The following is a 21721-nucleotide window of genomic DNA, read 5'->3' as shown; positions in this document are numbered from 1 at the left end:
TTGTGGTTCTTTTAGATTCTGTTAATCCATGCTATCCAATAGCCGCTTTATCTCTTCAATTTCTTGTTTAGATGTTTTTTCATTACCCAACAACTGCATCATCAACTGCGAAGCTGAGCCTTTGTACAAAGTATTAACGAAACGATCTAACAGTTGAACTTTTGTTTTTTCTTCTGCCTCAACCGGAATATAAATGTGTTTCATTTGGCTTTCATCACGTTTTAAGATCCCTTTTTCGGTCAGAATTTGCATCTGCTTTAAAGTTGAAGTATAGTTTACCTCTTTTTGAATGTTCAATTTATCGTTTACAAACCGAACTGTAGATGGTCCGAACTCCCACAATACCTGAAGAATTTCCAATTCGGCTTTAGTAGGTTCGGGCAGATTATTTCCAGCTTGATTACTTTTCATAATTTAAAGGTACGATAAATATCGTACGTTACAAATATTAGGTTAAATATTTTTCTTTTTTTCAAATAATTGGCCTTATACGCTATATAAACAGGCATTACTGAAAATAAAATTTGAATTTTAATTTTATAGGTGTTTAAAAATCAACTTTACGGATGAAGATGTAAATAAATTTACTTAAAACAGGTTGATTTACCAGATTGATTAAGCGGAAGGAAAGATGCTGTTTATCAAGTTTCCCATTAGGATAAACCAGATAAACAGCATAGAAGAACAAAATTTACTATAAAGCCTCTGCCCCGGCAATAGCCACGGCATGATCATCATCAACAGTGCTGCCCGAAACACCAATTGCACCAATAATCTCACCTGCATCATTTTTAATTACCACACCACCCGGAAAAGTAATTAACCCACCGTTTGAGTGCTCAATATTAAATAATGGTTCTCCAGGTTGAACAAGTGGTGTTAAGGCTTTTGTATCCATCAAAAACCAATTGGCTGTTTTGGCTTTTTTTTGTGCAATATCAGCCGATCCTAGCCAGGCACCATCCATACGCGCAAAAGCAAGCAGGTTACTGCCTGTATCTACTACTGCAATATTCATTTTAGTATTAATTTCAATGGCTTTGGCCTTAGCCGCAGCAATTACCTGTTCAGCCTGTTCTAATGTGATGTTCATATTTATTTTGAGTTAGAAGGAAATAACATATGCTAACGCGTAAAGTTTTAAAAATCAATAAATAAGCACACTCCAATAAGTAGAAATATTGAACCGTCAGCGAAAAATGAAAATAAAAAGACCCAAAACATCTGATGTTTAAAATAAACATCGTATGTTTGTATTGTTAATTTAAAATTATGAATCAGGAGAGCAGACTATTTGAGCAGGTATCCGCTAAAATCCGGAGTGATATTAAAGACGGAAAATTTAAAGTTGGTGAAAAAATCCCATCAGAGCCTGCGTTAATGGAACTTTATAATGTAGGTCGTTCTACAGTTAGAGAGGCAATTAAATCGCTTACCCTATCTGGAATCCTCACCGTTCAGCAAGGTTTCGGAACAAAAGTTAATGCCGTGCCTACCGAACCGATTGAACAACGCCTGCGGAGTTCGAATTTCGAAGAGATTAATCAGGTAAGGGCTTTGCTTGAACAGGAAATTGTACGTTTAGCTACCCTAAACCGCACAGATTCAGATCTTCAAATAATTCATGATGCACTTGAAAGTAGAAAAAGAGCAATTGAGCATGAATTAAGAGCGGAATGTACCAATGCCGATATCGAATTTCACCTCGCCATTGCCCGCGCCTCAGGGAACCGCGTTCTGGCCGACCTTTATGAAAGCTTCACGATCATTATCCGCGATTTCTTTGCCAAAAGAGCTCCTTCAGGGATTAGCCATTTCGCAATGAGCCATCACTTGCACCAGGCACTTTTTAACGCAATAGAGCAAAGCGATACCGAAACCGCAAGTGCAACAATTACAACAATTTTGAACAATAATCATTAATATCATGTCAATTTTAACTTTTACCCTGATCCTCATCCTCGGTGCTTATCTCGCAGGGCTCGTTGGATCATTAACCGGTCTTGGCGGAGGCGTAGTTGTTATCCCCTTACTTACCCTTGTTTTTCACGTCGATATCCGCTATGCAATTGGTGCCGCTTTACTGGCTTCCATCGCCAATTCATCAGGTGCTGCAAGCGCGTACATTAAAGAGGGAATTACCAATATCCGTTTGGGTATGTTTTTAGAAATCGCCACAACAGTTGGTGCGGTAATTGGTGCTTTAATTGCAGTTTATACTCCAACAAATACCATTGCGATTCTTTTCGGGAGCGTATTGCTCTTTTCGGCAGCAATGACTTTAAGGAAAAAAAACCAGGTGGCCTTAACTGAGGGCAGTAAACTTTCTGCAATACTCAAGCTTAACAGCAGCTATCCTACCCCAACAGGAATAGTAGATTATAAATTAAAAAACGTTGGTGCCGGTTTTTCCATCATGACGGTAGCTGGTGTAATGTCGGGCTTATTGGGTATCGGTTCTGGTGCACTAAAAGTACTGGCAATGGATACAGCAATGAAAATTCCTTTTAAAGTGAGTACTACCACGAGTAATTTTATGATTGGTGTTACCGCAGCAGCCAGTGCTGTAGTTTATTTGCAACGTGGATACATGGATCCTGGAATTGCATTTCCGGTTGTACTTGGTGTATTGGGCGGAGCTTTTACCGGAGCAAAATTATTAACAGGCATCAATCCATCAACATTGAGAATTATCTTTTGTATCGCCATTACATTTGTTGCCTTCGAAATGATCTACAATGGCTATCAACATAAATTTTAATAAAAAATTATGAAAAATATTATCTCCACACATCTTATACAAGATCGCGACGTAGAAAAAATTGTTGGAAAATTATTACGGTTTGGTGTAATTACAGCCAGTATAGTGGTGTTAGCAGGCGGCATACTCTTTCTCATTCAATATGGAACAGCGGCCAGGCCGGATTATCATATCTTTAAAGGCGAAGAAAACAGTTATATTACCTTTAAAGGGATTTTTATGGGGATTTTCACATTAAAACCCATGGCCATTATCCAGTTTGGAGTATTGCTCTTAATCATTACGCCCATAATGCGAATTGTATTTTCGCTATTTGCCTTTGTAATCGAGAAGGATAAAATGTATGTTATAATAACATTAATTGTTCTTGCTATTATTTTAGGCAGCACTTTCGGCGGACTAAAAATCTAACTTTCTTAAAGGTTTTTTATACGGTATACATGAAACTTTTTACGATTTGTTTATAAGTTTACGATATACATGAAACTTTTATTACTTTTGAGAAAAGTATACGGCATACATGAAACTTATCAAAAGACCCATATATACAAATCGGATTACTCCATTTATCAACAAACAGGTAATAAAGGTAATTACTGGCCAAAGGCGTGTTGGTAAGAGTTATGTTATGCTTCAGTTAATGGAAAATATCAAAGCAATTGATAAAAAAGCGAACATTATGTATATAAATATGGAAGTGGATGATTTTACACATATTAAAACACATGAAGATTTAACCAATCACCTTAAAGACAAATTTCCAAGCAATAAAAATAATTATTTTTTTATTGATGAAGTTCAGGAGGTAAAGGAATTTGAAAGAACTTTACGGAGTTTACTTGCAAAAAATACCTGCGATATATATTGTACAGGCAGTAATGCCAACATGCTTTCAGGCGAACTTGCCACTCAGTTATCCGGAAGGTATATGGTTTTTCAGATTCATGCATTAAGCTTTATTGAATTTCTTGAATTTCATCAACTTGAAAATAAACAAGAATCACTTATACTTTACCTTAAGTATGGAGGAATGCCTTTTTTACCAAATATCGGACTACAAGAAAATCTGCCTTACGAATACCTGCGAAGCGTTTATTCGACCATTTTACTAAAAGATGTTGTGGCCAGAGAAAATATACGTAGTGTTTCCTTTCTAGAAAACCTTGTGGCCTATCTCGCAGATAATATGGGAAGCTTATTTTCAGCTAATAATATCAGCAAATACCTGAAATCGCAAAAAGTAGAGATTTCCACGCAACTAACCATAAACTATTTGCGGGCTTTGAGCAATACTTTTTTTGTGCATAAGGTTCAGCGCTCTGAAGTGGGTGGGCTAAAAATATTCGAAATAGGAGAAAAATATTATTTTGAGGATTTAGGCCTTAGAAACGCAATTATAGGTTTTAACCAAGTTGCTGATCTACATAAATTAATGGAAAACGCAGTTTATCTACATTTAAAACAGCAAAATTTTAACGTTTTTGTTGGTAAACTGGGCGAAAATGAAATTGATTTTGTAGCCGATAAAAATGGCAATAAAACGTATATACAAGTTTGCCTAACTATACAGAGCGAAACCACTGCTAACCGTGAATTTGGAAACCTTTTAAAAATAGAGGATAACTATCCAAAATATGTTATTACATTAAATGATATAATCATCGGACAAAACAAAGAAGGCATTATACAAAAAAATCTGCTCGAATTTTTATCCGAACAGACTGATAATTAACAATTAACAAATTATTACAATTATGCTTTAAGCTGCTTAATTACTGCAATCAAATCTTCTTCTCCGTAATTTGCAGCTGCTGCCTCAAAGGTATTCCGTGCTGTTTTCGCTAAAGGCAAATCAAGACCGATGGCTTTAGCTAGATTTAAATCTTTTACAATGTGCTTAAGTGCAAAAGCGGGTTTATAATTATCAGCAGCAATTACATCGCCTTTAATTTTGGTGAATACATTGGCAATAGCCCCGTTGTTAATCAGATTAAGTAAATCTTCGGTTCTAATGCCTTGTTGATTGGCAAACACAACAGTTTCTGCCAAACCCTGGGTATATAATGCCAATAATGAATTTATGGCGAGTTTTGCCACATTGCCAACACCTGCTTCGCCGAGGCGCACTGCCATTTTACCCATTTTTTCGAGAATTGGTTTTACCTCGTTGAAAGCAGTTTCATCGCCTCCTACCATAATTACCAACTGACCTGTTTCTGCCTGTTTTACACTTCCAGAAACTGGCGCATCTAAATATATACTTCCTTTATCTTGGCATAATGCAGCCGTTTCTTTTGAAATTGAAGGAGAAACCGTACTCATATTAATGATGATTTTGCCAGCATTCTCTGCGCTAAAAAGTCCATCATCTCCTTTAAAAATCTGTTCTATTGCCACATCATCGGTAACCATAACAATTACCACATCGGTAGCTGCAATCAAATCTTTTGGTGTTTCAGCAATTGAAGCACCCATTTCTTTCAAAACAGCTTCTTTATCCTTGCTCCTGTTATAAACCGTAACGGCGTAATCAGCTTTTATTAATTGTTCTGCCATTGGGATACCCATATTACCTAGCCCAATCCAACCTATTTTTTGTGTATTCATTTCTTCGTTTTTATGATAAACAAATGTGCCAAAGAAAAAGCTTAAATTATTAATTAAGCGTAAAAATGACATCATTAATAATGTTTTGTTTATGATAGAAATATTTCCAGTCTACAACAGAATTTAATGATTATTAATTGTTCAGGAAAGGAAATTTCTCATATTGGATTAGCTACTTAGTTTCAATGTAAGTTCATCGAGTAAAGCAATCTGTTTTTCATTAATGTGTTTAACCGCATCGTTATAATTAAACCACCCAGCCTTATCCACTTCAGCAAAATTTTGCTTTTTCCCTGATCGTGGAGGCCATTCAATTTCAAAAGTATTGCTCACAATGTTAGAAGGATCCAACTCCCCTTCAATGGCCCAGCATAAAACCTTTTTACCTCCTTTTTGCACAACTGCACTTAACGGTATAAAATCACCGGATAATGTTTTGCCTGTTTCTTCGGCAAACTCTCTGATGGCGGCATTTAATGGCTCTTCATTTGCATTTAATTCCCCTTTGGGTATTGTCCAAAATCCTAAATCTTTCTTAACAAAAAAAGGACCGCCGGGATGTACAAGAAAAAATTCGAGATGCTGATCTTTCTTTCTGAAGAGTAAAATACCTGCGCTTTGTTTCATAGCAACAAGATAGGGCTTTATAATCCAAGAAGTCAAGTTTTAAAAACTTGACTTCTTTGTACAAACAAAAAAGCAGTTAAGTTTTATACTTAACTGCTTTATATAATCTGGTATGATGAGATTTTATTGGAGGCGTTTACAACAACCCGTACAAACCGTGGGCGTAGTTCCTTAATGAAGATGATACTGTTTTCATCTTATCCGGAGATGGGCCTTTTACTTTATAGGCTTCTGGATGAAGTTCTAAAGGTTGATCGTTAATTTGTTCTAATGTGTTCTTGTTGCTTAATGTAGCATGCTGTTCTTCGCTTAATTTTAAAGGTGCCATGATCTTGAAATTTATACTAGAACAACAGGAATTATTGAAATAAGTTTGCGGGGTAAGTTATTTTTTTTTAAATTATTTTTCAAGGCTGGAAATCCAGTTTTCTGTATCCGAAATCTTTACCGGAACCGCCGAAGCTACAATTTTAAGTACCCCTCCAGCATTAATTTCATCTTGGGTGATGTAATTCCTTTTGAAGGGCTTTCCGTTAAGAAAAACAGCTTTGATGTATTTATTTTTGAGGTTAAAATTTTCTGTTTCGATGGTAAAAGTTTTCCCTTTCGGCAGGTTATAGCTAAGTGATGGAAACAAAGGCACATTTAAATAGTATACCGGCCAACCTACACAGGCTGGAGAAAAGCCACTTGCTGCAAATATATACCATGCACTCATTGCCCCCGCATCATCATCCATGGTACGGAGATAAGCATGTGGTTGATTTCGGTAGATTTTGCCAATATAACTGCCAATTCCCCTACTGTTATCGTTAAAATAATTCTGAATTACTGTATCAGCAGCCAATTGATGCATCCAATATTGCGATTTATAGCCCAATTTGGTGGTATTGTACATCAATGGTACCTGAAGATCGGGCTCATTGGCATGATTATATAAATCGCGGGCAAAAAACTCGTCAAGCTTAGCAAGGTAAGCTTCTTCTCCACCATCAAGCGCTATCAATCCTTTGAAATCGTATGGAACAAACCACCGGTATTGCCAGATCGTGCCCTGGTACAATCCTCTGGCCTGCATCCTGTCTACATCATTTTTGCTCATATCTTTAAAATCCTTATTCCAGTATTTTTTATAATCCAGTGCCTTATTGAGGTAAAAAGTTGATTTTTCCTGATTGTTTAAAATCTTGAAAATTTCAGATAATGCCCAATTATCATAACTCGATTCAAGTGCTTTATCTGGCGATTTATAATCTAAACCATCAACTTCTTTCACCAATGAATCGGCAATTTTATTAAAATCTATAGGATAGCCTTTTCGGTAAGCATCGAGCAATACCACAATGGCATGTTCAGAACGGACCGTATTTGATGGCTCATTTTGCCCTGCATAATCTTTTTTTCCTGAGTTATATAAATCGGCAATAGAATTCACCATTCCTGAATAGTGGTTTTGTGCTATTAAAGAAAGTAAAGGTAACTGGGTGCGGTAGTTGTCCCATATGGCCCAGCCATTGTAACGGATTTCTTTATCCTTTTGAATTTCACCTTTTGTATTGCGGTAAGTGCCATCAGTTTCAGAAATTACATAAGGCGATTGCATGGTACGGTATAATAGTGAATAGAACAGTTTTGCGCTTTCCAGATCGCCGTTTACTGCAATTTTGGAAAGATTCGTATTCCATTCAGCCTTACTTTGTTCTTTAACGGTGTTAAAAGGGTTTTTATTGATAGCGGCTTTTGCATATTCCACACTTACCGATGAAAGTGCGATATTGATACCTGATGAAGTTACATCTTCTTTTAAAGTGGCAATCATTTTATGATCATCAATTATTTTCCATGAAACATTATTTCCGATTTCCATGTAATAGAACAGCTTATATTTACCTACCCCACAAGTGGTTTTAGCAGTAATCCATCCACTTACACTGTTGCCATTTATATCGTGAGATTCTGCCACGAAAGCGCCGTTAAAGGCGTAACTTAAATCAATATAAAAACCTTTTGCCCCTTTCGGAAATTGATAAGCATGTTTCCCTGCTTTGCCCAACACCGTAAAACTTGCTTTAATTTTATTTTCAAAGCCCACTTCGTAATACCCAGGATTTGCTTTTTCTGAAACTTTGATGAGCTCAGTTTGCGCCGGATCGGTACCTAAAAAGGGTTTAATGAAAATATTCCCACCAGAACCCTGGCAACCTACGCCCTCAAAACGATTATGGGTAAAACCCTCAAATTTTTTGGCCAGGAATTCGTAACCTGTATGTGTTTTAGGATACGTTTGCGGACCGATGCTTAACATACTAAATGGTGCAGATGCGGCTGGCGACATTTGTCCGTGATCTGCAGAGGAGCCCAGGAAAACATTTACCTGATCTACAGGTTTTGCAGTTTCGACTGTGAATAGCTGAGATTTGTGTTGTGCTAAAACGTTTAATGAAATGAGCGGCAAAAAGGCCAGGAGTTTAATATAAAACTTCATTATGTAGTACTGTTTTTAAATCGGCCTAAAATAACATTTTAACATGAAGTAGATATTATGTTTTAGCTTCTTTACAGAAGTTCTTGGTCTTGCTGTTAGAAGCCCTAATTACGGGTGAACGTAATTTCACCACAGATAAAAAGGATGCACACAGATATGAAAATCTGTGTTTATCTGTGCTCATCTGTAGTTAAAATGCTTAATTAACGGTATTGGGTTAATTGTTGGTATGGTTTTGTGATCCGGTCCTTTAATATATAATCAAACCACAGATAATAAGGATGCACACAGATTTAAAGATCCGTGTTTATCTGTGGTTAAAAACATTAAATCAATAGTATTAGGATAACTGTTGTTGGCTGGATTGGTTATCCGGACATTTAATATAATCTAACCACGGATAAAAAGGATACACACAGATAGGAAAATCCGTGTTTATCTGTGCTCATCTGTGGTTAAAACGTTAAATTAATAGTATTAGGGTAATTGTTGTTGGCTGATCTGTTATCCAGGCTGATAGTGGTAACAAGAGACAACATCACAAGATCAGGATGATAATAAAACAAAAAAAGCCGTCTAAATATAAAATCAAGACGGCTTTAAATAAGATTATTGTTATTATTTGATGGTAACCGGAACTGAAATTTTATCCCAATCCAAAGAGAAACCACTTTTAGTAATTTTATATACCAAACGCTCTTGGGTAGCTTTTAATGCTTTCGTTTTAACATCAACGCGTAAAGCATCTTTAGCTTCTTCGTATTTGTAAGCTCCCCATTGTTTTGGCTCCTTGTTAAAAATTGCTGTCCAGGTTCCACTTTCTTTAGGGATTAAAAAGAAGCTGTATTTTCCTGCAGCCAAAGCTTTACCTTCTACCATGATATCTTTATCGGTTTCAAAAGTAGTTGCCTCATTAGCACCCGCACGCCATACTTTATCAAAAGCCTCAAGGCCTCCCCAAATTTTACGTCCTTTAACTGCCGGACTGCTGTAGTTAATGGTAATGGTTGCACCCTTTACTTTTCCTGTTGCAGTAGCCGCAGGACTTGGCTTAGGCTGAGCATCTTGTGCCATTGCACTTACAGAAATGGTAATTGCCGTAAATAGCAAAGCGATTGATTTAATCATCGTTTTCATAGTATTATATTTATCTGTTTTTGTTGTTTTTAATTTTACGAATTTATGGCTTTCAGTTGATAAAAACTATAATCCCAGTGTCTTAAAACGAAGAAACGTTTTTATTATTTCATTAGTAATTTTCTACCTTTTTCGTCTACCGAATGTACTATGCTTTAGACGTATTATTGGCTTTAACATGCGGATTATAAAATATCATCCCAAGTAATGAGAATATAATTACCGCAGCGGCACCAATTACGTTAAGCCAAAGGAATGAAACAATATCAAACTCATAAACAGCAATAACTGCGATTTCGGAAAAGATTGCGGCAAAAAACACCAAAGGGCCGTTTATCTTTTTAAAATAAAATGCCACTAGGAAAATACCAAGTATAGGCCCATAAAATAAGGAACCCAATACATTAACCGCTTCAATTAACGAACCCATTTGTGTGGCAAACATGGCTACCGCAATCGAAAAAATGCCCCAGGCCAATGTATGCAGCCTGCTGTATCTTAGCTCTGTTTCGTCGTTTACCGCTCTTTTTTTAAAAATGAGGTGCACATCTTTTAACGAACAGGCGGCCAATGAATTTAATGCCGCAGATATTGATCCCCAACTGGCTAAAAATATGACGGCGAAAAGCAAACCGATCATTCCCACCGGAAGTGTATTTTTAACAAAATATAAAAATATATAATTGGTATCTGTTTTTTCTGCATTGTAATTCGCTTTGTTGATTGCTTCCTCTACCTTACCATGAAGTTCTTTCACTTGTTTTTGGGTTGACTTAAAATTTTCAATAGCAACATTTAACAATGGTGATTGCTGTTCCTTTTCTACAAGTATGGTTTTTGATTGCTCATTAAATTTCTGCGCCAAGGCATTGTGTTCTTTTTCGAAAACAGCAGCCTGCTGTGGCTGCGTTTCTTTTAAATATTGATAGGAACGCTCATTGAAATAGATCGGTGCAGGTTTTAAGGAGAAAAATGCGAAAAGTAAAGCACCGATTAATAAGATTGCAAACTGCATTGGTATTTTAACCAATCCGTTTAAGAGCAGCCCCATTTTTGCATTGGTATTGTCTTTTGCGGTGATGTACCTTCCAACCTGACTCTGATCAGTGCCAAAATAAGAAAGAGCGAGAAAGAAACCACCAATTAAACCACTCCAGATATTGTATTTATCCTTCCAATCAAATTCTGTAGTTATTACATTTAATTTTCCCGATTTACCGGCAAGATACAGCGCATCTTTAAAACCGATGCCATTGGGCATATTTTCCACCAAAAGATATCCGGCAAAGGCCATTGTTCCTAAAATTATCAGAAATTGCAGCTTTTGTGTATGCGCAATGGCTTTTGCACCGCCAACGTATGTATAAATCAGTAGTATTCCACCAGTTAAAATATTTGTTAAATAGATGTTCCAGTTTAAAACACTAGACAGGATAATACTTGGGGCATAAATACTAATCCCTGTCGACAATCCACGGGAAAACAGAAACAAAAGTGAGGTTAAAACTCTTGTTTTTTTATCAAAACGGTTTTCAAGATACTCGTAAGCAGTATAAACATTTAATTTTTGAAAAATCGGGATGAAAGTGATGCATATAACGATCATTGCCAGCGGCAAGCCGAAATAATATTGAACGAAACGCATACCATCTGTATAAGCCTGCCCTGGTGCCGATAAAAAAGTAATGGCACTGGCCTGGGTAGCCATAATCCCCAGTAACACAATGTACCAGGGCATTTTATTATCTGCCTTTAAGTATGATGCGTTGCTTTTTTGTCCGCGGCCGATAAAAACGCCATACGTTACCACCGCAAGCAATGTAAATATCAATACTGCCCAATCGATATTACTCACGCCCAGAATTTAGTAAACAAATAATAAAATACAATCTGAAATACCAGTGCCAAAGCAAGTAGCACATACCAAGTATTCCAGTTTTTGAATTGATTTTTCATCATTTACCAGCAGACAAAAAGTTAAAGAAAAGCCTTGCTGCGCCCACATTGCCAGCTGGCAATTGCCTAAAAAAGGCTAAGGGAGTATAAATAAAGTTTCCTTTTCCATATTTAGCATATAATGTTGATCCCTGAAGCGGTTCTTCACCGGTATCGTGCATTTCAAAAAGCGGCTCATATTTAGCATCCCATTGATCGGGGAAATAAGCTCCGCGCTCCTGCACCCAACCTTTAAAATCATCTGAAGTAATTTTATTAGGAGAATTAAGGAGTTTGTGATTGGGATTTAAGAGTTTAACCTCAGCGTTTTCTTCAGTTACTCTTTTACCGCTGATGGAGAATGGATAAATGCCGAAATCTTGCAATGCCATATCCTGAGTGGTATTGTATTGCATTACGATAGTGCCTCCGTTTTCAACATAGCTACGCAGTGCAGCTTGCCAATTTTTAATTCGTTTTTCGGTATTGATAACCCTAACTCCTGTTACCACAGCATCATAACTTGCCAGTTTTACTGTATTTAAGATATCTGCTTCGGTTAAAACATCAACCTGTAAACCTGCCTGTCTTAAAAACTCAGGAATCAGATCTCCCGCACCTTCAATGTAACCTATTTTTTTGGCCAGCACTTTTACGTCGCCTTTAATTAACCATGTTGTGGCCGGAACAAAATACTGTAATGTTGGCAAATGTGGATATTGAATAAGTACCTGCCCCCTCGAATATTCATTTGCTTCTGATGAAAAAACAGCTTCCAGCTTATTTTGACTGGTTTTAATTTTGGCCAAATCTTCAACCGGGATTAAGAAATCTTTGGTGGTAATGGTGTTTTCGGCTAAATTAATGCCTTGAAAAGTCTTCACTATCTGGTTTCCGATCTTGAAACTCACCTTACCATAATTGATGTTCTTATTGGCTTTTAAGCGGAGATTAACGTTTAACGCTTCTTTTTCTTTAGCAAAGTAAACAGGTTCGCTAAAACTTAAATCCAGCAGAGGTATAATGCGCAACGGCTCTATTACATCGCCTTTAACAGGATCCAGCTTTTTATAGGATAAAGGCAATCTGATGTCAAATTTTTCATTTTCTATTTTTAAAGATACCAATACATTAAGTGGCGATTGCATTTCGGGCAATCCGATCAGCGTATCGTTTGCTACACTGAAAGTTGCTGCATTTTTAGCTGGTTTGGCCAGCCAATACGGCTCAGTGGGCGAAGCATCTGCAGGAATCTGTATTTTACGTTCAATGGTAAACAACGAGTCGTTATCAAGTTTCCGGTTCAAATTATCTGTTTGATTCAACCAGTTTACATTTTCTACGGTTATCGGAGTAGCAGACCTCGAAATTAAATTTAAACGGAAATTATAGCCATTACCAGCAATGGCTTCAGGTTGGTTGGTTACAACTTCACCCATAAAACCTACACAACTTAAAATAATATTGTCAATAGCTGTCAGCTTATCTTTTCTAAGGGCTACATCCTGTAATTCGGCAATCTTCTTTCTCAACATCAATAAACCGTGCAAACTCTTATCTGGTTGATTGTAATTAAAAGATAGCAGGATAATATCAATCAGTTCGTCAATATCGCCAATTCCTTTGTCAGACCAATTAAGACTTAAACCATCAAAAAGAGTTCTTTTTGATGGCTCGCCCAAAACATTTGTAAAATATTCAGCACGTACACCTGCAACTGATTGTGTACCTGCTCCCTGACTTTTGTGCAAACTCCTGCTTAAACCCGCCAATTCACCATAACCCATCCCCAGCTGTGCATCGTACTGGCCAACTGTGGCTTTTAATTGATTTTCGGAAGTAGTATTTACAGAACCAAACCTAAAAGTATTCCATAACAATCTTTTTGGCTGCCAAACGGAAACATACTTGAGCTGATTTGGAAACATATCTTTATCGGCCGCAGCTTTAAAAGCTTTTTCGGCTAGAACAGCAGATGCAGCATGTTGACCATGACCTGCAGCAGCTGTAGGTGGAAAACGGCAAATAATTACATCTGGTCTGAATTTTCTAATTACCCATACCACATCTGCCGTAATGCTATCGGCATCCCACTGTTTAAAAGTGTCGTTTGTATTTTTAGAAAAACCGAAATCAATCGCCCTGGTAAAAAATTGCTGTGCACCATCCAATCTCCGAGCTTCTAAAAGTTCATGCGTTCTGATCAGGCCTAAGGCCGCACCTTGTTCGGTACCCAAAAGGTTTTGTCCGCCATCACCCCTGGTAAGTGATAAATAACCGGTTTCTACATTTTGCTCGTTAATTAACCATGATAGTAAACCCGTATTTTCATCATCCGGATGGGCGGCCAGATATAAAACCTTTGGCAAGTGCTTTAAAGTTTTGATTTCTCTATAAATTTCCGAAGATTTTGCCGGGCGCACCTGTTGGGCAGCACAAAAAATTACCGGAAAGCAAAGTATAATTATTGCGATTAGTTTCTTAAACATAGAATTTGTTTTGCAAAAATCAAATATGCTTAAAAAGCTTTTACTTTAAGGCCTCGGAAACGAAAAAGGTACAATTTAGTTTGGAATAGGGAGTTTTAGGTCGTGAGTTTAGTGTTTAAGCTCGTGTAAACATGTATCTATTAGTATAAGCTTATTTAGTTTGTAGATCTCTTTAAATATAATCCGTGGTCAGTGACTACACAGACCGCTTTATTTTAATATCAAACTAAAATATTCCTGTTTCGGTCTGCGGGGACACAGACCGAGGAATGAAATCTTATATGCAAACACAAAGCGAAGAAAAATCATTTAATCTTTCGGTATTTTTATACTTAATATTGCAGCATAAATTTTACCTATGAATGGCATGGTGCTCATCATTGATGATGAAAAAAAAATCTGCAGTTTACTTTCCAGGATTATAGAACTCGAAGGCTTTAAAACCTTGCAAGCAAATACAGGAAAAGATGGACTTAAACTACTAAAAAACAACGATGTAAGCATTGTAATCAGCGATGTAAAACTGCCTGATGTTAACGGCGTTGCGCTGGTTAAAGATATTAAAGCCATTAAGCCCTATGTAGAAATCATAAACCTTACGGCTTATGGTACAATAGCCGATGGCGTTTTAGCAATAAAAAACGGAGCTTTCGACTACCTTGTAAAAGGCGACGATAATGATAAAATTATACCGCTTTTGTACAGGGCGATGGATAAATCAAATCTACAGCGCAGGGTTTCTGACCTGGAAAATAAAATTGCAAAAAAACATAGCTTCGAAACGATTATTGGTCAGTCAAAAGCATTAAAAGAAGCCATTGACCTTGCAAAAAAAGTTAGTGCCACCGATACCACTGTTTTACTATTGGGCGAAACCGGAACAGGTAAAGAAGTTTTTGCACAATCCATTCATTACGAAAGTCCGCGGGCAGCAAAACCCTTTGTTGCATTAAACTGCAGTGGTTTTAGTCCTGATTTACTGGAAAGCGAACTGTTTGGTTATAAGGCAGGGGCTTTTACAGGGGCGAATAAAGATAAAAAAGGCTTACTTGAAGAAGCCAACGGCGGAACATTATTGTTGGATGAAATCGGTGAAATGAACCTTGATCTCCAGGCCAAATTATTACGTGTGCTGGAAAGCCAGACTTTTATTAAAGTAGGCGATACGCAAACACAACAGGTAAACGTACGGATTTTAGCAGCAACAAATAAAGATTTAAAGGCTGATGCCGCTTCTGGAAAATTCCGCTCAGATCTTTATTACCGGCTTTCAGTTTTTACCATCATTCTACCTCCACTGCGTGAGCGAAAATCAGATATACCTGCATTGGCTAAACACTACTTAAAGGAGTTTGCCGATAAGGTTAACCGCGCTACCCCAAAAATGGATGATAAAATACTTTCCATTTTAAGTGATCATAGCTGGAAAGGAAATATCCGTGAGCTTAAAAACGTAATTGAGCGTTTAGTCATTTTATCTGATGGAGATCAACTAAGTGCCACTGCGCTTCCTCCAGAATTTTTTGAATTTGCACCGGTAGCAAACGATTATAACCTACAACAGGTAGAAAAACAGCATATCCAAAAAGTGCTCGTTCATACCAAGGGCAATAAAACAGAAACATCACGTTTACTGGGGATAGGCTTAACCACCCTTTACCGTAAAATTGAAGAATACCAGATTAAGGAAATTTAGGTGAATTGTGCTGCTAAAGCTACTATCTAGCAGAAACATTTAAAGGTGATAAAATTAACTTGCCTTTGAAGCAAATATTTTTATGCACCAAACCTAATCCATTTATCACCTTCGTGGCCGAAAATGAAAGAACCAGGGTGCAGCATTTCTGCAATATCTTCTACAAGTGCTACCGCATTTTCGGCAGTTTTTTCGCGGTTTACATCATCATTTAATAAAATGATGCGGTTGTTTTGTACGGCTTGCCAATCTGTATTTAGTGCCGCAGGAACTTCTCTCATTAAATCGGTCAGGGTTTTGCCCGGTTGGTAATAAATGATAAAAACAGCACTTAAAATATCAGTTTCTACCATTCCGCCTGCTACTGAAATTTCTTCTGACAGGAAATAAACCGGATTATTATCTGTATCGAGACAGGCAACAGGCGTTTTATCCATAAATTTAATCTTGTGTTCCACTAAATCTAAACGTTCCTGTAATTCTTCTTGTTGAGAGGCATCAAGGCCAATAAATAAATCGTTTAAAAAAGACATCTGCATTAAATTTATTAATTTGTGCAAAAATAACATTCCTTACCGCATGCGAGGCTCAATTAAGTATATATTTTGGATTTTTTGTTTAACTATCATCTTTTCCTGCAAGGAAAACACAGCACATAACGACAAAAAAATCTTTAATATTAATCTCGATCAGGGTTTAACTTCTATAGATCCTGCTTTTGCGCGTAACCAGAACGCCATCTGGATGACGAACCAGATATTTAACGGTTTAGTGCAGATAGATTCTTCATTACAAACCGTTCCATGTATCGCAAAAAGCTGGCAGATTTCTGAAGACGCACTCACCTACACTTTTAATCTGCGTAATGATGTTTACTTTCATAACGACCCTATATTTAAAAACGGTAAGGGAAGAAAAGTTGTTGCCAGCGACTTTGTATATAGTTTTTATCGCTTAATCGATCCTAAAGTGGCCTCATCTGGTGGATGGATTTTTAGCGATAAGGTAAAAGATGAACATAATTTTATTGCTTTAAATGATTCTACATTTCAAATTAAACTGGTGCGCCCTTTCCCACCGTTTATGAGTTTGCTTACTACACAATATTGTTCTGTAGTACCGAAAGAAATTGTGGAACATTATGGCAAAGATTTTAGAAGTCACCCGGTGGGCACAGGCCCTTTCAGGTTTAAATATTGGAAAGAAGGTGAAATTTTGGTCTTACTCAAAAATGACCATTATTTCGAGAAAGACGCCAACGGAAAGCCTTTGCCTTATCTTGATGCCGTAAAAGCCAGCTTTATTACCGATAAACAAAGTGGATTTATGAGTTTTTTAAAAAAAGACCTGGATTTCTATTACAACGTAGACGGGAGTTATCGAGATGATATTTTAACGAAAAGCGGAAAAATGACTTCAAAATATAAGGGCAAATTTACGCTCACTAAAAGCCCGTACTTATGCACAGAATATGTAGGGATATTGGTCGATACCAACCTTTCTATTGTTAAAAATTCACCACTGCGCTTAAAAAAAATCCGACAGGCGATAAACTATTCAATTGATCGCGATCGACTGATTAAATATTTAAGAAACGGAATCGGTGTTGCGGCAACGTCTGGTTTTATCCCTAAAGGAATGCCTGGTTTCGATAGTGCCGCTGTTCATGGTTATGCTTACAATCCAAAACTTGCCGCTAAACTTTTAGAGGAAGCTGGTTATCCTGAAGGTGAGGGCCTTGCTGAAGTAAAACTGAATACCACCACTACTTATAAAGATCTCATCGAATTTATTCAGGGCGAACTTACTGCGATTGGCATTAAAACTAAAATTGATGTAAGTCCGAGTGCCAGCCTGAGAGATTTAATGTCGAAAAATAATGTGAACTTTTTCCGAGGCTCGTGGCTGGCTGATTATGGCGATGGCGAAAATTTCCTTTCCATGTTTTACTCAAAAAACAAAGTGCCTAACGGACCAAACTACACCGCTTTTTACAACAAGGAATTCGATCAGCTCTTTGAAAAAAGCTATTATGAAACTGATAACGAAAAAAGATTTGAACTCTATCGTAAAATGGATCAGATGGTAATGGATTATTCACCGGTGGTACCCTTATTTTACGACCAATCTGTAGTGATGCTACAAAATAACATATCTGGTTACTCATTTAACCCTTTAAGTTTGATGATTTTAAAACGGATTAAAAAGAAATAGAAACTAGCATCTTAAACGCTAAAGCATTCACAATTGATACCATAAATGCACGCACTAAAAGTGTTATTTTTACCAAAAATTTAAATCACGACAGCACCTCTGGCTAATACAACTGCTCAGCCATGCGGATGCTCTTGATTGTTTATGTCAGTAAGCAGATTTACTTCTTATCCATCAATTTCCTTTTCAAAAAATCGGCCGTAGCCTCACTCACCTTTAAGCCATTCGAAAATTTCATCCAGTGGTGGGTATCATCGGGAATGGCCAAAAACTCAAAATCGAATTTTTTATCTTCAAACCGTTTCGCAAGATCCACACTTTGATTAAATGCCACATTGCGGTCATCATCTGCATGTATAATCAGTGTAGGAGAAGTCCACGTTGCAATATAACTTACCGGCGATGATTCTTCGGCTACCTTTGCGGCGAGTTGCGCATCGGGAGCTGGCTTTTTACCTTCCGCATCCTGATTGGAAAATCTATTGTTTACACCATGAATATCTACACCTGCGGCAAATAATTCCGAATCTTTTCCTAATGCAAGTGCAGTTAAGTAGCCACCGTAAGAACCGCCATAAATTCCGATTTTGTTTTTATCAACATTCGCTTGCTGAGCCAGCCATTCGCCTGCTGCTTTAATGTCTTGATATTCTGATGCACCTTGCGCGCCTGCATTTAAAGGTTTGTGAAATTCGTAGCCGTAACCTATGCCCAAACGATAATTTACTGAAAGCACTGTAAAACCCATGTTAACCAGATATTGGTTTAAAGCATAATCTATTGAATAATAATCCATCGGATTCCAGCCTAAAAACATCTGCCTTTGCGGTCCGCCATGTACATAAACAATTGCAGGATGGTTTTTAATCACCTTTTTTGGTGTAAACAACTGTCCGTAAACTGTTTTTCCATCGGGAGCTTTAAAACTAACATGTTTAGGTGCAACCATTTCTTTAAGCGGAAAATCAGTTGGCAAAAGCGATTCGCCAATCAGATTTAAGCGCTGTTTATCCCTGATAATTGCAGGCAACAATGGTCGTTCGGCTGTAGAACTTAAGCAGAAAACTGTTTTGTTATCCCCGCCAATTACCGGGTAAGCCTCTATGCCTTTTCCGGGTGTTAAAATTTGCATATCGGGCTTATCAACCGAAACTCTGTAAATATGCCTCCTATCAAGATCATCAGCATTGCTTCCCATATTGGCCGCAAAAACCAAAGTTTTTTTATCGGCACTTAATTTCACGTTTTCTACAGCAAATTCTCCTGGGGTAAGCAATAAACGGTTGGTTCCATCGGCATTTATAGCATAAAGATGGGGCCAGCCATCTTCATAAGAAGTAAAAATGATCTTCCCCTCAGCCCACAATAAATTTGCTCCACCATCAACTGAAGGGAAAGAGCCTCTTAATGTTTCGGGTGCTTTCCAGATTTGTTTTCCAGCTCCGGTAATTACATTAACTGTAAAGATGGCCCAGGGCTGATGCTTTTTTGTTAAAATTGAATCTGTTTCACCACCTGTACCTGGGGTTCTGATAAAAGCAATATCATTTCCGTCAGGTGACCATACCGGCGCACTATCTTTGGAAAAAGAAGGCAATAACCATTGAACCGGACTTTGCTCATCGGTATAAATACCCAGGAAAGCATGATCAGTGCGGTTGGAATTGAACGCTATTTTCTTCCCATCAGGCGACCATTTATAGGCCCCATTAATCCCTTTTGCATAAAATAAACTTTTCGATGCAGACGTACCATCCAATGTACCAATCATTACCTGACCGGCTTTGGAAAAAAGCACCTGCCCGCTATTGGGTGAAATTACAGGGTTATCGCCTTCGCCAATGGTAATTAATTTGCCTCCACCGAAAGGAATAGCAAACACCTGTACTTTGGGTGCTATTGCAGATGAGTTTGCGTTAACCGGGCTCGCATCGCGGCCACCGTGATCTCCACCGCGCACAAATACAATCCATTTTCCATCGGGAGAGATAGATAAACTGCTAATTTCCTGCCCGTCATCATCAATGTAACCGGTAATTTTTATTGCTTTATAATCGGGTGCCTCTGCTGTATAAATGTTTCTTTTTCCTTGCTCATTTGCAGCCCAGGCAATTTTAGCACCTACAGGAGCTGCCACCAATTGTGTTGGAAAAGGATAAGATAAAACAGATTTTAAGCTAAAAGACTGTGCAAATATTTTTGAGGCTGATAGTAATAGAAAAATTATAAACAGTGATTTTTTCATTGCCGGTGATTTTGAGATAAATTATAAAAAAAAGCCCTAACCATTAGATGATTAGGGCTTGAAAAACTATTTTTTATAAGATTGTTACTGATCCCACCACAGTTTGGTTGTTCTTAACACATCTACCGGAACGTTTGCTCCGTTTTTGCTTCTTTCTCCTTGCGGATAATCCAATCGGCGGATGTAGGTGGTAAGCGAATTATTAACTGGCGGAGTAAAATCCTTGTATTTGTAATCGAAACGGCGGGCATCATTCCACGCTTCAGGATTTAAGTAGGTTGCAATGTATTTTTCTTTAAAAATGAGGTCTTTTGTTAAAGCATTAGCACCCACATTAACTACAGGATCGGCTAAATAAGCATCTCTTGCCGCGGTAGATACTGTAAATTTATCCATATTGGCACTAATACCAGCTAAATAAGCTGCGTAAGCTTTGGTTTTATCAGTATCGAAATACGCTTCTGCTTCGATAAATTTAAGTTCTGCGTAAGTTACAATAAGTATAGGTGCGGTGTTGCTTGTCCACGGTGAATTGGCCGAAATGTAACATTCATCTTTAGTTGTGTTGGCACCTGGGAGCCTGTTGCCTGCGCCATTAACGGTTCCGATGTAGGTATTGTTTATCGTTTTATCTGTAATCTTTTCTATTCGCGGGTCAAAAACGCCAAAAGTTTTACCATTTAAAGCATCAATCAACTGCTCAGAAAGCCATCCACCTAATGATTGTTGTGTATTTAACAAAGCCACATTAGCCCATGGGTTTCGCTCTTTAAAAGTGGCCATACCAGCATCATCCGCATTAGCGGTAAACGAATTGCTTAATGCTGCAATTACCGCTGCCGGGTTATACGAACTGGTTTTACTTACTTTAATTAATAACCTTGCTTTTAGTGCATAAGCCATTTTTAACCAGTTTGCCCGCTCAGCAGTAGATTTTCCGTAAATTAAATCGCTGGTGGGTGCCAGTTTTATTGTGGCATTGGTTTTGGACAGTTCAACAATGGCTTCATCTAAAAGCGCAAGGGCTTGTGTATAAACTTCCTGTTGTTTATCATATTTAGGTTTAAGGTTGTTGATGTCGAATGCCTGCGAAAATGGTGCATCTCCCCACAAATCATTAACCAAACTAAGGTTGTAAGCAATAATTACATCCGCCACACCTTTATATTCACTTGATCCCTGTGCTATGGCAAGTTTTTTAAGCTCATTGGCATCGGCCATGGCAAAATAGAGTGCATCCCAGGTACCTGTAAAATCAATGGATTGGTAGGTATCTGCTGCACCATTTGCTGACGGACTGGCAATATACTGCACGTAAGGGGCCACAACACTTCCAATAAAATAATTGTTATTTCCAATTTTATACGTCGATGTAGCCAGCAAGGTACTCAATGTAGCTGTAGGTACCTGATTCGGATTATCAGACAACTTATCAAAATAACTGTCTTTACAGCTTTGCAAAGCTAGTGTTGCAATTAAAGCTGCGCACAATGTATATTTTATATTTTTTTGCATCGTAATTCTT

At 37.6% G+C, this 21721-nt stretch carries 18 protein-coding genes; 6 read left to right on the top strand and 12 right to left on the bottom strand.

Annotation, left to right across the window (positions count from 1 at the left end):
• Positions 1 to 21: 21 nt before the first annotated feature.
• Positions 22 to 411 (bottom strand): BlaI/MecI/CopY family transcriptional regulator, encoded by a 390-nt coding sequence (locus ACZZZW_RS07610; RefSeq protein WP_055911262.1) that lies wholly within the window; start codon positions 409 to 411, stop codon positions 22 to 24.
• Between the two features lie 283 nt (positions 412 to 694).
• Positions 695 to 1093, bottom strand: a complete 399-nt coding sequence (locus tag ACZZZW_RS07605; RefSeq protein ID WP_463492778.1) for a GlcG/HbpS family heme-binding protein — start codon at positions 1091 to 1093, stop codon at positions 695 to 697.
• Between the two features lie 179 nt (positions 1094 to 1272).
• On the opposite strand from ACZZZW_RS07605, the gene ACZZZW_RS07600 reads away from it, so the two are divergent.
• The 4 genes from ACZZZW_RS07600 to ACZZZW_RS07585 all read left to right on the top strand — a co-directional run bounded on the left by ACZZZW_RS07600 (position 1273) and on the right by ACZZZW_RS07585 (position 4493).
• Positions 1273 to 1923, top strand: a complete 651-nt coding sequence (locus ACZZZW_RS07600; RefSeq protein WP_463492777.1) for a FadR/GntR family transcriptional regulator — start codon at positions 1273 to 1275, stop codon at positions 1921 to 1923.
• 4 nt (positions 1924 to 1927) lie between these two features.
• Positions 1928 to 2761, top strand: a complete 834-nt coding sequence (locus tag ACZZZW_RS07595) for a sulfite exporter TauE/SafE family protein (RefSeq protein ID WP_463492776.1) — start codon at positions 1928 to 1930, stop codon at positions 2759 to 2761.
• Positions 2762 to 2770: 9 nt separating this feature from the next.
• Positions 2771 to 3172, top strand: a complete 402-nt coding sequence (locus ACZZZW_RS07590) for a DUF1634 domain-containing protein (RefSeq protein ID WP_463492775.1) — start codon at positions 2771 to 2773, stop codon at positions 3170 to 3172.
• Between the two features lie 109 nt (positions 3173 to 3281).
• Positions 3282 to 4493 (top strand): ATP-binding protein, encoded by a 1212-nt coding sequence (locus ACZZZW_RS07585; protein ID WP_463492774.1) that lies wholly within the window; start codon positions 3282 to 3284, stop codon positions 4491 to 4493.
• A 20-nt stretch (positions 4494 to 4513) separates the two neighbouring features.
• Here the strand turns inward: ACZZZW_RS07585 and ACZZZW_RS07580 are convergent, their stop codons facing one another.
• The 7 genes from ACZZZW_RS07580 to ACZZZW_RS07550 form a co-directional block, all read right to left on the bottom strand.
• On the bottom strand, positions 4514 to 5368 hold the full coding sequence (locus ACZZZW_RS07580; protein ID WP_463492773.1) for an NAD(P)-dependent oxidoreductase: 855 nt from the start codon (positions 5366 to 5368) through the stop codon (positions 4514 to 4516).
• Positions 5369 to 5536: 168 nt separating this feature from the next.
• Entirely contained in the window at positions 5537 to 5995 is a 459-nt protein-coding gene (locus ACZZZW_RS07575; protein WP_463492772.1) for an NUDIX hydrolase, read from the bottom strand.
• 136 nt (positions 5996 to 6131) lie between these two features.
• A complete protein-coding gene (locus ACZZZW_RS07570; protein ID WP_055911276.1) occupies positions 6132 to 6323 on the bottom strand; it encodes a hypothetical protein in 192 nt (63 codons plus the stop codon).
• A gap of 72 nt (positions 6324 to 6395) precedes the next feature.
• Positions 6396 to 8480 carry a glycoside hydrolase domain-containing protein gene (locus tag ACZZZW_RS07565; protein WP_463492771.1) on the bottom strand — a complete coding sequence of 695 codons (2085 nt, stop codon included), beginning with the start codon at positions 8478 to 8480 and terminating at the stop codon, positions 6396 to 6398.
• Between the two features lie 618 nt (positions 8481 to 9098).
• Positions 9099 to 9617: a DUF2911 domain-containing protein gene (locus tag ACZZZW_RS07560; RefSeq protein WP_463492770.1), complete on the bottom strand. Its 519-nt coding sequence runs from the start codon at positions 9615 to 9617 to the stop codon at positions 9099 to 9101.
• Between the two features lie 148 nt (positions 9618 to 9765).
• On the bottom strand, positions 9766 to 11472 hold the full coding sequence (locus ACZZZW_RS07555) for a sodium:solute symporter family protein (protein WP_463492769.1): 1707 nt from the start codon (positions 11470 to 11472) through the stop codon (positions 9766 to 9768).
• Positions 11473 to 11572: 100 nt separating this feature from the next.
• Complete coding sequence (locus tag ACZZZW_RS07550; RefSeq protein ID WP_463492768.1) at positions 11573 to 14041, bottom strand: PIG-L family deacetylase; 2469 nt, start codon at positions 14039 to 14041, stop codon at positions 11573 to 11575.
• Between the two features lie 358 nt (positions 14042 to 14399).
• Here ACZZZW_RS07550 and ACZZZW_RS07545 point away from each other — a divergent pair, with 358 nt between their 5' ends.
• Positions 14400 to 15737: a sigma-54-dependent transcriptional regulator gene (locus ACZZZW_RS07545; RefSeq protein ID WP_463492767.1), complete on the top strand. Its 1338-nt coding sequence runs from the start codon at positions 14400 to 14402 to the stop codon at positions 15735 to 15737.
• 80 nt (positions 15738 to 15817) lie between these two features.
• Here ACZZZW_RS07545 and ACZZZW_RS07540 read toward each other — a convergent pair whose 3' ends face one another.
• Complete coding sequence (locus tag ACZZZW_RS07540; RefSeq protein ID WP_463492766.1) at positions 15818 to 16270, bottom strand: substrate-binding domain-containing protein; 453 nt, start codon at positions 16268 to 16270, stop codon at positions 15818 to 15820.
• Positions 16271 to 16289: 19 nt separating this feature from the next.
• On the opposite strand from ACZZZW_RS07540, the gene ACZZZW_RS07535 reads away from it, so the two are divergent.
• Positions 16290 to 17951, top strand: a complete 1662-nt coding sequence (locus tag ACZZZW_RS07535; RefSeq protein WP_463492765.1) for an ABC transporter substrate-binding protein — start codon at positions 16290 to 16292, stop codon at positions 17949 to 17951.
• Between the two features lie 160 nt (positions 17952 to 18111).
• Here ACZZZW_RS07535 and ACZZZW_RS07530 read toward each other — a convergent pair whose 3' ends face one another.
• Positions 18112 to 20196, bottom strand: a complete 2085-nt coding sequence (locus ACZZZW_RS07530) for a S9 family peptidase (RefSeq protein WP_463492764.1) — start codon at positions 20194 to 20196, stop codon at positions 18112 to 18114.
• Between the two features lie 84 nt (positions 20197 to 20280).
• Complete coding sequence (locus ACZZZW_RS07525) at positions 20281 to 21711, bottom strand: SusD/RagB family nutrient-binding outer membrane lipoprotein (RefSeq protein ID WP_463492763.1); 1431 nt, start codon at positions 21709 to 21711, stop codon at positions 20281 to 20283.
• Positions 21712 to 21721: the final 10 nt, after the last annotated feature.

This window comes from Pedobacter sp. AC379 (assembly GCF_979258145.1).
Note: the sequence above shows the minus strand (reverse complement) of the source record. Positions and strands in the feature narration are given on the sequence as shown.